Source organism: Mesorhizobium sp. M6A.T.Cr.TU.014.01.1.1, assembly GCF_004022765.1.
Lineage (GTDB): Bacteria > Pseudomonadota > Alphaproteobacteria > Rhizobiales > Rhizobiaceae > Mesorhizobium > Mesorhizobium mediterraneum.
Map to the genome: position 1 here is coordinate 171479 of NZ_RZPG01000011.1, position 13705 is coordinate 185183.

A 13705-nucleotide genomic window follows, 5' to 3' on the forward strand; every position below is an offset into this window, starting at 1 on the left:
ACCCAAAACTGGAGACTGGTTTTGGAAAAATCCGGTGCTCAAACAAGAGATAGAGCGGCGGCACAGTTCGACTTGAGGGACCGCCGCTCTAGATGCAAACTAGAATTGGACCGAAGATGAATTATGCCAATTTTCCTCTCGACAAGAGGAAGCCATTGCCGAGTTCAGACGCCGTAACCGCCGAAGACTTCATCGATGTCGAGCGCCTGCTCAGCATGGCAGCAAGGCAGGCAAAGGTGGTCGCGGTATGTGCCGCCATCGGTCTTTTTCTGGGCGTGCTCTATCTGCAGACCACGCCTCCCACCTACATGGCAACGAGCCGCGTGCTGATCGACGAAGGCTTGAACAAGGTCGTCGACGAGGTCTCGGCGGCGTCGGTCAGCATGCAGACCGATTCCGCCATTCTGAGCCAGATCGAAATTCTCCACTCGGCGAGGCTGGCGGCGGTGGTCGTCGACAAGCAGAAGCTCGATCAGAACGACGCTTTCTTGTACCCGCCGACGTCGGCAGCGTCGAAGGCCGCCGGTTTTGTGCGCGGCGTGATCCGGTACTTCCGTCCCAACCCCGCCGTGGTGGGCACCACCGACGTTACCCAGCTTGATGCGCCGACGCGTGAGGCGATGATCGCCTCGTCACGCCGCGATTACGCAATCCTCAAACTGCAGAACGAGGTGCAAGCCGAGCGAATCGGTCGAAGCTATGTGATCTCCATAGCCTATCAGGCGACGGATCCTGCGCTCGCGACGGCGATCACCAAAGCCTATGCCGACGCCTATCTCGCCGATCAGCTCGATGCGAGCTTCGATGCGACCGAGCGAGCGGCGGTCTGGCTGCAAGGCCGGCTGACGGAGCTTCGCGAAAGTTCCCAAGGAGCGGCGCTCGCGGTCGAGAAGTTCAGGGCCGAACATGGATTGGCCGTCAATAACAATGGCCAGTTGATCAGCGACAAGCAACTGTCCGACCTCAATGAGCAGCTCATTGAAGCGCAGGCCGATACCGCGCGCGCCAGCGCCCGCTATCAGCAGTACAAGTCGATCGTCGAAAGCGGTTCGGACAACGCATTCAGGGATGCCGCCATATCCGCCGACCAGCCGAGCAGCTCGGTCATTTCGACGCTCAAGACCCGCTATCTCACTGTCGCCAAGCGGCAGCAGGATATCGAAGCCAATTTCGGCGCCGAGCATCCCCAGGCGGTCGCGCTGGCCAAGGAAAAGGTCGACATATCGGCGCAGATTTTCGGCGAGCTGAAGCAACTGACCGAAAGCTATCGCAACGAATACGAAGTCGCTCTCGCGCGCGAGACGGCGCTCCGCGCAAATGTCGCGTTAGCGGCCGGCAAGAGTTCCATCGACAACCAGACGCAGGTCCAGCTGCGCGAGCTGGAGCAGAAGGCAACGGCGCTCTCGACACTTTATCAGACATTCCTTGGCCGCTACGAGGAAGCCTCCCAGCAGCAATCCTTCCCGGTCGGCAAGATCCGCGTCATCTCAGACGCGACGCTGCCGCAGTCGGCGGCAACGCCGCGCACGTCCATCGTGCTGGGACTTTCGCTTGTGCTTGGCCTGATGATGGGGGCCGGGGTCGGTGGCCTGAACGAATTCAGGGAACGGTTCTTCAGGACCGGTGAGGACGTTCGCGATCGCGTCGGCCTCAAATTCCTCGGCTACCTGCCAGTCATTGGCAGCAAGGTCGCCAAGAACGATGACGGTCAGGCGGATGTCAAAACCGCCCAATCACCGTCGGCCGCCGAAAGACGCGCGCGCATGCGGGTCAGCATCGACGCCCCGGCATCGATGTTTTCCGAAACGCTCCGCAGCGCCAAGATTGCCTTCGACGTCGTATTGGAAGGGCAAGGCAGCCGGGTCATCGGCGTGATCTCGGTCCTTCCCGGCGAGGGCAAATCGACCGTGGCGGCGAATCTGGCCGGACTGCTTGCCGCCAACGGCTCCAAAACGCTGCTGGTGGACGGCGACCTGCGCAACCCCGGCCTCAGCCGCAGCCTTGGCATGGAGGCCGAGCAAGGCCTGATGGAAGCGGTGGTGAGCGGGCAGACCTGGCAGTCCGTCGGCAAGATCGACCGACAGACCAAGCTGGCGATCGTCCCGGCCGTCCCGCGCGGTCATTTCTCCCACACAAGCGAGCTTCTGTCGTCGGCCGGGATGCGACGTTTCATCGACAACGCCAAGGAAACCTTCGAGTACATCGTCGTCGATCTGCCGCCGCTCGGCCCCGTGGTCGATGCCAAGGCCTTTGCTCCGCTTGCCGACGGCTTCGTGCTCGTGACCGAGTGGGGGCGCACGCCGCGCGCGATGGTGCAATCCATACTGAGTTCGGAATCCTACATCGCCAACAAGATCGTCGGCGTGGTGTTGAACAAGGTCGATCTGAAGAAGCTGGCGAAGTATGGATCGATCGGCGGCTCGGAGAAATTTTTCGACAGGTATTCGAGCTACTATCTGGAAAAATCGGAAGCGCGGACGAAGGCAAATACCTGAGGCCCGTATAGGAATGGATGTTGAGCGGATCGTCGTCCTGTGCGGCGAGGCCGATGCTGGCTGATGCGGCGTGAGCGAACACGGATGCCCTCGAGCAAGGCAATGATCGGCGGCTGGGCATGAAGCGACAGTGTCGACGGGAATGATGTCCTATGCGTGGGTCGATCGCCTCGCTTGACCGCGCCGCGACCGGTCGACACGTAGGAAAGAGGGCTCATCACTTGCAAAGAGCGTGGGCACCATGCTTCGCGCCGCACATTCCACAGCAGCACGTTTGCAGCCACGAACCGGCGTGACACGCCGGCGGTTACGCCGCCTTGAGACGATAGCGGGAGATGGGGTGGTCGAGCAGAAGCCGGACTCGCGGTTCGGCCTCGATCGCAATCAGCCAGCTCGCGGCGACCATGGTCGCCCCGACGATGACCACCGAAAGCAGATATGGCACTCCCGCACGCATCAGGGCGCCGAGAATGGCAGCGCCGACGACATCGTGGATCAGATAGAGAGGGTAGGTCATCAGGCCGATCCGGCGCCAGCCGCGCCAGGAGAGGTCGAGCCGCAACGACCATGCCATCAGGGCGATGGCAACGAGGAAGAAGACGATCGGTGGCGCGTATGGCATCTGCTCTTCGACCTTCACGGTGTGAACATCGACCGAACTGGCGATCTGGAGGACGCAGCCGACGAGAAACAGCGCGCAGAGGACAAGACGGAAAGGCGTCACCGCCTTGAAGCGCATCAGCCAGATCATGACGCCCGTCGCAAAGAAGCACCCATGATGCACCAGCAGCAGGGCGAGCCAACGCGTCTCGGCAAAGGCCGACCAGTCGAGCGGATAATACAGGCACCAGAAGAGCGTGCTGACCATGCCGATCACAATGGCCACGACCTCCATCAGATGGAAGCGGCCCAGCCACAGCAAGGTCCAGACGACGGCGTAAAAGGCAATCTCGATGCCGAGCGTCCAATAGACGCTGTCGACCCAGGGGGAGTAGGGAACGAACAATGCCGTGCGAACGAGCCGGTTCACGGCATCCGTCGGCCAGCTGAGGCCGACGAGGAGCAGCACCGCCGCAGTGACCGGCGCGCAGATCCAGACCGCCGGCGCCAGCCGCTTCACCCTTGCCTCGAAAAACCGCAAGGGGGTTGAGTTTTCGGCGCTGAAGGCGATGACGAAGCCGCTGATGACGAAAAACACCTGTACGCCGACCCATCCGGAGCCGAGCATCTCCAGTTCCGGATGCGGCGGGATGCCGCCGGTGGCCCGTGCCGAAACGCCGGCGGGAAAGGCCCACACCCAGTAACCGTAGTGGTAGAACATCACGAGGACGGCGGCGAGAAATCGAAGAATGTCGACGCCGCCAAATGTGGTTTTTTGCTGAGCCATGCCGTATCGTCGGTGGGCGCCCCGGCAAAACTGTATGGCGATTTGCTGCATTGCACAATAGCCAATTGGCTACCGGCGCGCTGTCGATGGCCAGATGTCTTTACAGGCCGATCCCGCGTCCCTTCAGCACTGCGGTGATTTCGTCGAGAATGACCGGATCGTCGATGGTCGCCGGCATAGTCCATTCTTCCTTGTCGGCAATCTTTTGCATGGTGCCGCGCAGGATTTTGCCGGAGCGCGTCTTTGGCAGGCGCTTGATCGTCACCACCGTCTTGAAGGCGGCGACCGGGCCGATGCGCTCGCGCACCAGGGTGACCACCTCGGTCTCGATAGTGCCGGTATCGCGGTCGACACCCGCATTCAGCACGACGAAGCCGAGCGGAACCTGGCCCTTCATCTGATCGGCGATGCCGATGACGGCGCATTCGGCAACGTCCGGATGCGCGGCCAGCACCTCCTCCATGGCGCCGGTCGACAGCCGGTGGCCGGCGACATTGATGATGTCGTCGGTTCGGGCCATGACGAACAAATAGCCATCCTCGTCCATCATGCCGGCATCCGCCGTCTTGTAGAAGCCGGGGAATTCGTCGAGATAGGCTTGGCGAAACCGGTCATCGGCATTCCACAGCGTCGGCAGGCAGCCGGCCGGGAGCGGCAGCTTGACCACGACATTGCCCAGCGTGCCGCGCTCGACCTCATGACCTCCCTCATCGAGCACGCGGATGTCATAGCCGGGCATCGGCACGCCGGGCGAGCCGTATTTCACCGGCAGCAGGCCCAATCCGGCCGGGTTGATCGTCATCGGCGAGCCGGTCTCGGTCTGCCACCAATGATCGATCACCGGCACGTGCAACTTCTGCTCCGCCCATTTGATGGTTTCCGGATCGGCGCGCTCGCCGGCGAGGAACAGCGTGCGGAATTTCGAGAGGTCGTATTTCGGGACGAATTCGCCCTTGGGATCCTGTCCCTTGATGGCGCGGAAGGCGGTCGGCGCGGTGAACAGCGCCACCACCCCATGCTCCGCTATCACCCGCCAATATGTGCCGGCGTCGGGCGTGCCGACCGGCTTGCCCTCGAACATGACGGTCGTGCAGCCATGCAGCAGCGGGCCGTAGACGATATAGGAATGGCCGACCACCCAGCCGACGTCGGAAGCCGCCCAGAACACCTCTCCCGGCTTGACGCCGAACTCGTTCTCCATCGACCATTTCAGCGCAACCATGTGGCCGCCATTGTCGCGCACGATGCCCTTGGGCTGGCCGGTCGTTCCGGACGTGTAGATGATGTAGAGCGGGTCGGTGGCGAGCACTGGAACGCAGTCGACATTGGCGCCCGCGGCCCGCTCGCGGGCGACGGCGTCGGCATAGTCGATGTCATGGTTTTCCCTGAGCTCGCAGCGCAGCTGGTCGCGCTGCAGGATGAGGCAGGCGTCGGGCTTGTGCCGCGACGTCTCGATCGCCTTGTCGAGCAGCGGCTTGTAGGCGACGACGCGCCCAGGCTCCAGGCCGCAAGAGGCGGAGATGATCAGCTTCGGCTTGGCGTCGTCGATGCGCGTGGCGAGCTCGTGCGAGGCAAAGCCGCCGAAGACGACCGAATGCACGGCGCCGATCCGGGCGCAGGCAAGCATGGCGAAGGCCGCTTCCGGAACCATCGGCATGTAGATGATGACGCGATCGCCTTTCTGGACGCCGCGGTTCTTCAGCACCGAAGTCAGCGCGACCACCTCGCGCTTCAGTTCGGCATAGGTGAATTTCTTGATCGTGCCTGAAATCGCGCTGTCATGGATCAGCGCGATCTGATCGGCGCGGCCACCCGTCACGTGACGGTCAACGGCGTTGAAGCAGGTGTTGCAGGAGGCGCCGCCAAACCAGCGCCCGTAGACGCCGGCATTCGGATCGAACACGTTGTCGTAGGGTGAGAACCAGTCGATGGCTTTGGCCGCATCCGCCCAGAATTTCTCCGGATCGCGTTTCCAGCTGTCATAGACCTCGTGGTAGCGTGACGCCATCCAGCTTCCTCCCCAGGAATGTTTGCTGTCTTTGAAATAGCGTATGCTGTTTTTGCAAGCATGTGCAATTTCGTCTTTTGGCGACCTCGCCTTGGCCGCAAAACGCGGCATGATGGTCTAGGGTCATAATGGGGGGCAAGGCGCAATGAAGTCGCGATGCGAGGTTGCCGTGTTGGCGGTTGTGCTGTTGACGGTCGCTTCCGCCGCTCAGGCCGGCGATGCGGCGGCGAGGCGCATTATCGGCTTTTCGCCGGACGGCAACTATTTCGCCTTCGAGCAATACGGCACGCTCGATGCCGGTGTTTCGGATTCGGGCTGGTCGGAGATCGACATCATCGACACACGCACCGACGAGTTCGTCGGCGGCAAGCCCATCCGCATCGTCGATGAGACCGAGGATTCGACCCTGACGGTGGAGCAGGCGAGGGCACAGGCAGCCGCGCAGGCGGCACCTCTGCTCGCCCGATATGCCATCGCGCCGCGCGGCGAACGGACGGCCGTGGACAAATTCACCTTTCCCGACGACATGATCGGTTACCAAGACATTGCGCGCCTGGAGCAGGTTTCGCAGAAATGGCTTTCGCCGAGCTATGACGAGCTTGGCATCTCGACCATCCAGCTCGACCAGACCCTAGCCGGGAGCACGACGGATTGCTCGTCAAGTTTCGATGAGACGCAGCAAGGCGCCACGGCCGGCAAGGCGCTCGGTTTCCGCCTGACGCTGCAGGGACAGGATGGCAAGCCGTTCAAGCTGCTGCATGAGGACAAAGCCGTGCCCGGCTCGAGGAATTGTCCGACTTCCTACAGCCTGTCGGAATCCTATGCGTTCACCCCGGATGGCAAATCGGCAGTGCTAGCCGTGCTCGTGCAACGCTTCAGTCAGGGATTTGAAGGACGGGACCGCCGCTTTATCGCCGTGACCGGCGAGGTGCCTTGAAAGCCGCTCGCGCCCAGGCATCTCGGCGGGATCTCGACTGCGCCTCTCGGACTGGTTCTAGAGCGGCAGCGCCGCAAGCACGAGTCCGACCCCACCAGCGATCAGCAAAGCGGCAGCGAGCGCCTTTCGGTGACGTTCGAACCCCGTCGGAGCCCGATCCCAATTGTAACGCATGTTCCGCCTCCCAAAACCCGCCGGATTCCTTACCTTACCAAAGGTAAGGAAAGCAACATTGTGCCTAAATCCACCAAACTAGTCTGACAATGCTCGGCGTGGCGCATGACAGCGTTGTCACCGATTATTTTTGGGGGCGTCTTTGCAAAGTCCCGCTTCGCAGATCGAAGCGGGCTTGCTTTTTGATGGTAAGCGGCAGCGCCGTGTTTGGCCGCGCTACATCCCCCAGCGCAGTGCCGCCGTATGCACCGGTGCGTCCCACAAGGCGGTCGTCTCGTCGTCGAGCATGGTCAGCGTGATCGAGCAGCCGGCCATGTCGAGCGATGTCACATAGGACCCGACCAGCGAGCGGGTGACCGTCACACCGTTATTCTCGAAGATATTTCGGGCACTGTTGTACATCAGGTAAAGCTCCATCAGCGGCGTGCCGCCGAAGCCGTTGATGAAGAGCAGCGCCGGGCCTTTCGCCCGGTCGCCGAGATCGCCCAGGATCGCCAGGCAGATCTCCTCGGCGATGGCATCGGCGCTCTTCAGCGTGTCGCGGCGGCGGCCGGGCTCACCATGAATGCCGACGCCGAACTCCATCTCGCCGTCGCCGATATCGAAGGTCGGCTTGCCGGCCGCCGGCACGGTGCAACTGGTCAGCGCCACGCCCATAGAGCGCGTCGCGCCATTGACGCGTTCGCCAAGCGCCTTCAATGGTTTCAGCGCCATGCCTTGCTCGGCCGCGGCGCCGACGATCTTCTCGACCACCAGCGTGCCGGCGACGCCGCGCCGGCCGGTCGTGTAGGACGAGTTCTCGACGGCGACATCGTCATTGGTCACCATCTGCACGACGCCCTCCGACATTTCGGCGGCCATATCGAAATTCATCACATCGCCCTCGTAGTTCTTGACGATGAACAGACAGCCGGCGCCGGTGTTGACGGCCTCTACCGCGGCCAGCATCTGGTTCGGCGTCGGCGAGGTGAACACCTGGCCGGGGCAGGCGGCGTCCAGCATGCCATGCCCGACCAGCCCGCCATGCAGCGGCTCGTGGCCAGAGCCACCGCCGGAGATCAGCGCCACCTTGCCCGGCTTGAGCACCTTACGGCGGACGAATTTATGCTCGTCGCCAAGCACAAGGATGTCGGCATGGGCGGCGACGAAACCATCGAGGCTTTCGGTCAGCACCGTGTCGACCGAATTCAGAAATTTCTTCATGACCGTCCTCCCGAAATGGCCAGGCGCGGCGCGACTATGTCCCGCCCTTGCCGGCTATGCTGGTGATCTTCTGGATGAAATCGTTGACTGCCCGGTCGAGTGCTGCGTTCTGCTTGTCGTCACCGAAATCGGGAACGATCAGCGAGACATGCCGCGTCTTTCGCATGCCTGACGCCACCGACATTTTTCCCGGATGCGCCTGGTGGTAGGCAGCAAGAAAATGGTCGCGTTCGGCCGGGCTGAAATGGCAGACGGAGAAAATAGCCGGCAAATGTTTTGACGGGATCGGGATCGAATAGGCCGGGCTGGAAATCTGCGTGACGAAGCTGCGGTGCTTGCCGAGCGCGTCGGCGAGGCGCTGGCGCATGCCGGACGGGCGCTGGTCGATCACCTGCGACAGGATGGTCTTGTAAGCGCGGATCGCCTCTTCGGAGCCGGGTTCAGGTGTCTTGTCGGCCATGCCAGCGCCTAGATCGATACGTCCGCGATGGCCGCCTTGGCCATGGCGAGCTGGGCGGGAACCACGGAAAGGTCGCGCAGGCCGGCCTCAAGCAGCGCCGGGATCGACGCTGGATCGCCACCGGCGTCGCCGCACAGGCTGACCGGAATCTTTTGCGCGCGGCCGAAGGCGGCAACCGAGGCGATCAGCCGGAGCACGGCCGGATGCCGGACGGAATTCAGATGGGCGACGGAAGCATTGTCACGCGCCGCCGCCATCACATACTGGGTCAGGTCGTTCGAGCCGATCGAGAAGAAGGCGACGTTGGCAAACGCTTCCGGCGCGATCGCAACCGACGGCACCTCGACCATGATGCCGAGCGGCGGCATTTTTTGCGCGACGCCGCGCGCCACGAGACCAGCCTGTTCTTCCGTAAATAGCGCGACGGCACGTTCGTACTCGTCCGCCACGGCGATCATGGGGAACATCACCTTGAGATTGCCATGCACGGCGGCGCGCAACAGGGCCCGGATCTGCACGCGAAAGACCTCCGGTCGCGCCAGCGACAGCCTGATGCCGCGCAGGCCGAGAAACGGATTGCCCTCGTCCACGGTGAAGCCTGGCACCGGCTTGTCGCCGCCGGCATCGACGGTGCGGATGGTCACCGGCTTTTCGCCCGCCCATTCCAGCACCTTGCGGTAGGCGCAATATTGCGTCTCCTCGTCGGGCAGCGTCTTGCCGAACAGGAATTCGGTGCGCATCAGCCCGATGCCCTCACAGGTCGAGATATCGATGCCGTCGACATCGGATGGATCGGCGATGTTGACCTGCACGCGCACCGCTGTGCCGGCTTTTGTCACCGCCGGCCTCTCCAGATAGGTCTGTGCCTTGTCGCGACGGGCCGTGAACGACGACGAAGACCGGCGGAAAGCTTCGATCTCGGCCTTCGATGGCGAAAGCACGATGCCGCCATGCTCGGCGTCGAGCAGTGCGATGCCGGCAAGATGAGCCGGCGAAGCACCAAGCCCCACGATCATTGGCACGCCGCGCGAGCGCGCCAGCATGGCGACATGGCTGGCGGCACTGCCGGCTTTCAGCGCGATGCCGCCGCCGGAACTCCAGTTGGTTTCGAGAAAGCGCGTCGGAGCGATGTCCTCGCCATAGAAAATGGCTCCCGCCGGCGCAGCTGCCTCGCTGTCCTCGGTCAGCGCGCGCAGCACCTGGTCTCTGATGTCGCGCATGTCGGCCGCGCGTGCGCGGAAGTAATCCTGATCCGACGTTTCGTAGCCTGCGATCTCGGCATCCAGTGCCTGCCGCCATGCCGCATCGGCTGGCTGGCCGGCGGCAATCGCGGCAAAGGCCGGGCCGGTCAGCGCATCGTCCTCCAGCATGGCGATCTGGAATTCGAGAATGTCGGCTGCATCGCCTTCACTCGCTTCGATCAGCGCGGTGAGCCTGCCTGTCGCAATACCGATTGCCGTATCGAGCGCAGCCTTCTCTTCAGCAGCCGTTGCCTTGCCGGCATAGCGCGCGGCAACCGGATCGAGGTTGAACAGCGGCCCCTCGGCATAGCCGGCCGAGGCCGAAATCCCCTTCAGCCTAAGCGGTTCGGGCATGGTCCACGCCCTCGTCGAAATCGCGCCGCACCAGCTCGGCCAGCGCGCCGACCGCCTCGCCGGCGCCGTCACCCCTCGCTCGGATATGCAGAACCGTCCCTTTCGGCGCCTTGGCCGCCATCACCTTGACGATGCTCTTGGCATCGAACCAAGGTCCGTTGGCGGCGAGCGCAACTTCGACATCGGCCGAAAATGTCTTGGCGAGCTTGGTGAACTTCACCGAAGGGCGCGCATGCAGGCCCACCTCGTGGGTGATCAGGACGGTGGCTTCTGCGGATGCGGACATTGAGTCAAAATTCCTGTTCATTCACGATGGCGATAATTCGTGTGCCGTCGCCACCACTTCCCTGAGCGAAGCGCCGCCGGAAGCTTCCGTCGCCGCCATCACCGCGCCCTCGACGATCGGCGCATTGCAGACGATGATCTTCTGCGCGCGCGGCTCGCCGATCATCTCGACCGCCATCTCGCTGTTGGTCTCGGCGCCGCCGAGATCGACAAGTATGGCGACACCCGCCTCCGACCAGGCTTTGTCGATGGCGCTCATGATCGCCTCGACATTGGTCCCCAGCCCGCCATGGCCGTTTCCGCCGCACCATGCAAGCGGCACTTCGTCGCCAACCATCTGGCGCACCATGTCCGCCGTGCCTTCGGCGACCAGCGGCGAGTGTGATACGATGACGATGCCGACATTGCTCATGCTTGCTCCCCGATGGTCTCAGTGACAGCCCGCACCAGAAGCGCGACCGAGCGCCCGCCGGCATCCATATGGCCGATCGAGCGATCGCCGAGGAACGACGCGCGCCCACGCAAGGCCTTCATCGGCACGGTGGCATCGGCTGCACTGTCCGCGACATCGGCGATTTCCGCCCCGGTCTTTCCCTGCAGCAGGGCGTCATGCACCGGCTGCAGCACGTCGAGCATGGTCTTTTGCCCGACTTGCGACTTGCCCCTCGCTGCCACCGCCTCGATTGCCTTGCCGAAAGCCGTAGCCAGATTGGCGCGATCCGGCTCTGCGGAAATCTCCTTGCCGAGCGCCATGAACAGCGTGCCGAACAGCGGTCCCGATGCCCCGCCCACCGTCATCACCAGCTTGGTGCCGATCGCCTTCAGCGCCTCCGGCAATGGCTTTGCAGCAAACCCCTCGGCCTCCGCCCGCACCGCCTCGAAGCCGCGCTTCATGTTCAGGCCATGGTCGCCATCGCCGATCGCCTGGTCGAGCGCGGTCAGTTCGTCCGCGTGGGCGGCAATCGTGTTGGCGGTGACGGATATCAGCGTCTTCAGGTCAACCTTGTCCATCGTCCCAGTCTTGTCCAGCGTCTCAGCGCTCATCGGTTTGCAATCCTGTTGCCGGCCTGGTCGAAGAACAGCGGCGCCCGGTAGCGGATAATCACCCTGTCGCCCTTTTCCAGTTGGATGTCGGGGTCGGTCAGCGTCACCAGCTTTCTGCTTCCCACCGTCACATGCAGGTGGTTCTGGTCGCCCAAATGTTCGACCCAGTTAACAACGCCGTCGGCGGGGCCATTCGATGCCTTGCCGATCGACAGATGTTCTGTACGCGCGCCGATCGTTTTGGTTCCCGCCGGCATGTCGCCATCCGGCAGCAGGCCGGTCGGCAACAGATTGATTGCCGGCTGGCCGAGCCTTGCGGCGACATGAAGGTTTGCCGGCTCGGAATAGATCGTCCGCGGCGTGCCGATCTGCACCAGCACGCCATCGGCGAGAATGCCGATGCGATCGGCCATCGTCATCGCCTCGATCTGGTCATGCGTGACATAAAGCATGGTGGCGCCGAGCTCGGCCTGGATGCGCTTCAGCTCGAGCCGGAGGTCGGCGCGCAGCTTGGCATCGAGCGACGACAGCGGCTCGTCCATCAGATAGATCGAGGGCTTGCGCACCAGGGCGCGCCCGATGGCGACGCGCTGCATCTCGCCGCCGGAAAGCTTGGTGGAGCGGTTGTTCAGCTTGTGGTGGATACGCACCATCTTGGCCACCTCTTCGACGCGGCGGCGCACCGCGTCCTCGCCCAGCCGCCGCGCAGGCGAGCGCAGCGGAAAGGCCAGATTGTCGTAGACCGACAGATGCGGATAAAGCGAATATTGCTGGAAGACGAAGGCGGTGTCGCGCTCGGCCGGCGAGAGTGCTGTTGCGTCGCGTCCGCCGATATGGATTGAGCCAGTATCCGGCCGTTCCAATCCGGCAATAAGCCGGAGCGTCGTCGTCTTGCCGGCCCCGGTCGGCCCGAGCAGCACGACGAATTCGCCATCGGTGACGTGCAGATCGAGAGCGTCCACCGCGATATGCTCGCCAAAGGCTTTGGTCACGCCTTGGATGTGCACGTCAGCCATGGCGGACCTCCGCGGTTGCGTCATGGATTGCGGTTCTCACCGCGCGGCCGGAGCCCTTTTCGAACAGCGACAGCCGTGCGCTGCTCAGCGCCAGGCCGACATGGTCGCCCGCATTGAGCCGGATTTCGGCCGGCACCCGCGCCTTGATGATGCCGCCGGATGTCTCCACCGCAACGATCTGCGTGGTGCCGAGATATTCGGTGCCATAGATGGCGCCGCGCAGCTTCGACGCGTCGTCGAAGCGGATGTGTTCCGGTCGGATGCCGAGCGCCATGTCGCTAGGTGCTATGTCCTCGCGCACCTCCGGCACCGCCACCTTGGCACCTTGCACCACTATCTCCCTGGCACCCTTTGAAAGCCCGCCGCCGAAGCCGAGAAAATTCATCGGCGGCGAGCCGATGAAATCGGCGACGAACATGGTAGCCGGCCGGTCGTAGATTTCGCGCGGGGTGCCGAACTGTTCGATGACGCCGTGGTTCATAACCGCGATCTTGTCGGCCATCGACATCGCTTCCATCTGGTCATGCGTGACGTAGACCGTGGTAGCGCGGATGCGGTTGTGCAGTTCGCGCAGCTCATGGACCATGAGATCGCGGAATTCGGTGTCGAGCGTGCCGAGCGGCTCGTCCATCAGGAAGCATTTTGGCCGCCGCACGATGGCGCGGCCGAGCGCGACGCGCTGGCGATCACCGCCGGCAAGGCCGGAGACCGATTTGTTGAGCAGATGGTCGATGCGCAACAGCTTCGCCGTCTCTTCGACGCGCTGGCGGATTTCGATGCCGGGCATGCCTTGCGCCAGCAACGGGAAGCCGATGTTCTTACGCACATTCATGTGCGGATAGAGCGCGAACAGCTGAAAGACGAAGGCGATGTCGCGCTCGCGGGCACGTCGCATGGTGACGTCCTCGCCGCCGAGCAGGATCTTGCCGCCGGTCGGCAGTTCGAGCCCGGCAATCATGCGCAACGTCGTCGTCTTGCCGCAACCCGACGGCCCCAGCATGACGAAGAACTCGCCATTCCCGACGACGAAGTTGGAATCCTGCACGGCGACGAAATCGCCGAATGCCTTCCTCAGATGCTCAACGCGGATTTCAGCCATCG

The 13705-nt window shown here is 63.1% G+C and carries 12 protein-coding genes; 2 read left to right on the forward strand and 10 right to left on the reverse strand.

Translation table 11 applies throughout. The features are described 5' to 3' along the window. Positions 1-116 precede the first annotated feature (116 nt). Positions 117-2495 (forward strand): polysaccharide biosynthesis tyrosine autokinase, encoded by a 2379-nt coding sequence (locus tag EN885_RS15000; protein WP_128242352.1) that lies wholly within the window; start codon positions 117-119, stop codon positions 2493-2495. Positions 2496-2802: 307 nt separating this feature from the next. Here EN885_RS15000 and EN885_RS15005 read toward each other — a convergent pair whose 3' ends face one another. Both EN885_RS15005 and EN885_RS15010 read right to left on the reverse strand, forming a co-directional pair. Next, complete coding sequence (locus tag EN885_RS15005; protein WP_128335190.1) at positions 2803-3882, reverse strand: acyltransferase; 1080 nt, start codon at positions 3880-3882, stop codon at positions 2803-2805. 100 nt (positions 3883-3982) lie between these two features. Beyond that, positions 3983-5890 carry a propionyl-CoA synthetase gene (locus tag EN885_RS15010; protein ID WP_128242353.1) on the reverse strand — a complete coding sequence of 636 codons (1908 nt, stop codon included), beginning with the start codon at positions 5888-5890 and terminating at the stop codon, positions 3983-3985. 145 nt (positions 5891-6035) lie between these two features. On the opposite strand from EN885_RS15010, the gene EN885_RS15015 reads away from it, so the two are divergent. Beyond that, positions 6036-6827 (forward strand): DUF2259 domain-containing protein, encoded by a 792-nt coding sequence (locus EN885_RS15015; protein WP_128242354.1) that lies wholly within the window; start codon positions 6036-6038, stop codon positions 6825-6827. Positions 6828-7217: 390 nt separating this feature from the next. Here EN885_RS15015 and dhaK read toward each other — a convergent pair whose 3' ends face one another. The 8 genes from dhaK to EN885_RS15055 are packed head-to-tail and all read right to left on the reverse strand — an operon-like array spanning position 7218 to position 13703. Continuing rightward, complete coding sequence (gene dhaK / locus EN885_RS15020; RefSeq protein ID WP_095484300.1) at positions 7218-8204, reverse strand: dihydroxyacetone kinase subunit DhaK; 987 nt, start codon at positions 8202-8204, stop codon at positions 7218-7220. 34 nt (positions 8205-8238) lie between these two features. Beyond that, on the reverse strand, positions 8239-8664 hold the full coding sequence (locus EN885_RS15025) for a hypothetical protein (protein WP_095484299.1): 426 nt from the start codon (positions 8662-8664) through the stop codon (positions 8239-8241). An 8-nt stretch (positions 8665-8672) separates the two neighbouring features. Further along, positions 8673-10259: a phosphoenolpyruvate--protein phosphotransferase gene (gene ptsP, locus EN885_RS15030; protein ID WP_095484298.1), complete on the reverse strand. Its 1587-nt coding sequence runs from the start codon at positions 10257-10259 to the stop codon at positions 8673-8675. Continuing rightward, positions 10243-10545 carry an HPr family phosphocarrier protein gene (locus EN885_RS15035; RefSeq protein WP_095485040.1) on the reverse strand — a complete coding sequence of 101 codons (303 nt, stop codon included), beginning with the start codon at positions 10543-10545 and terminating at the stop codon, positions 10243-10245. Before EN885_RS15035 ends, ptsP begins: the two co-directional genes overlap by 17 nt. Before the next feature lie 21 nt (positions 10546-10566). Next, the gene (gene dhaM, locus EN885_RS15040) at positions 10567-10956 is read right to left on the reverse strand and encodes a dihydroxyacetone kinase phosphoryl donor subunit DhaM (protein ID WP_027032790.1); all 390 of its coding nucleotides are present in this window, start codon (positions 10954-10956) and stop codon (positions 10567-10569) included. Further along, positions 10953-11555, reverse strand: coding sequence for a dihydroxyacetone kinase subunit DhaL (dhaL, locus tag EN885_RS15045; RefSeq protein WP_128242374.1), 603 nt, complete (start codon positions 11553-11555; stop codon positions 10953-10955). Before dhaL ends, dhaM begins: the two co-directional genes overlap by 4 nt. A gap of 29 nt (positions 11556-11584) precedes the next feature. Then, a complete protein-coding gene (locus EN885_RS15050; RefSeq protein WP_128242355.1) occupies positions 11585-12604 on the reverse strand; it encodes an ABC transporter ATP-binding protein in 1020 nt (339 codons plus the stop codon). Continuing rightward, positions 12597-13703 (reverse strand): ABC transporter ATP-binding protein, encoded by a 1107-nt coding sequence (locus EN885_RS15055; protein WP_128242356.1) that lies wholly within the window; start codon positions 13701-13703, stop codon positions 12597-12599. Before EN885_RS15055 ends, EN885_RS15050 begins: the two co-directional genes overlap by 8 nt. Positions 13704-13705 lie beyond the last annotated feature (2 nt).

What these genes read in the sequence shown, in the direction of transcription:
- EN885_RS15000 (WP_128242352.1), top strand. Translation starts at nt 117, where the DNA reads ATGAATTATGCCAATTTTCCTCTCGACAAGAGGAAGCCATTGCCGAGT.
- EN885_RS15005 (WP_128335190.1), bottom strand. Translation starts at nt 3,882, where the DNA reads ATGGCTCAGCAAAAAACCACATTTGGCGGCGTCGACATTCTTCGATTT.
- EN885_RS15010 (WP_128242353.1), bottom strand. Translation starts at nt 5,890, where the DNA reads ATGGCGTCACGCTACCACGAGGTCTATGACAGCTGGAAACGCGATCCG.
- EN885_RS15015 (WP_128242354.1), top strand. Translation starts at nt 6,036, where the DNA reads ATGAAGTCGCGATGCGAGGTTGCCGTGTTGGCGGTTGTGCTGTTGACG.
- dhaK (WP_095484300.1), bottom strand. Translation starts at nt 8,204, where the DNA reads ATGAAGAAATTTCTGAATTCGGTCGACACGGTGCTGACCGAAAGCCTC.
- EN885_RS15025 (WP_095484299.1), bottom strand. Translation starts at nt 8,664, where the DNA reads ATGGCCGACAAGACACCTGAACCCGGCTCCGAAGAGGCGATCCGCGCT.
- ptsP (WP_095484298.1), bottom strand. Translation starts at nt 10,259, where the DNA reads ATGCCCGAACCGCTTAGGCTGAAGGGGATTTCGGCCTCGGCCGGCTAT.
- EN885_RS15035 (WP_095485040.1), bottom strand. Translation starts at nt 10,545, where the DNA reads ATGTCCGCATCCGCAGAAGCCACCGTCCTGATCACCCACGAGGTGGGC.
- dhaM (WP_027032790.1), bottom strand. Translation starts at nt 10,956, where the DNA reads ATGAGCAATGTCGGCATCGTCATCGTATCACACTCGCCGCTGGTCGCC.
- dhaL (WP_128242374.1), bottom strand. Translation starts at nt 11,555, where the DNA reads ATGGACAAGGTTGACCTGAAGACGCTGATATCCGTCACCGCCAACACG.
- EN885_RS15050 (WP_128242355.1), bottom strand. Translation starts at nt 12,604, where the DNA reads ATGGCTGACGTGCACATCCAAGGCGTGACCAAAGCCTTTGGCGAGCAT.
- EN885_RS15055 (WP_128242356.1), bottom strand. Translation starts at nt 13,703, where the DNA reads ATGGCTGAAATCCGCGTTGAGCATCTGAGGAAGGCATTCGGCGATTTC.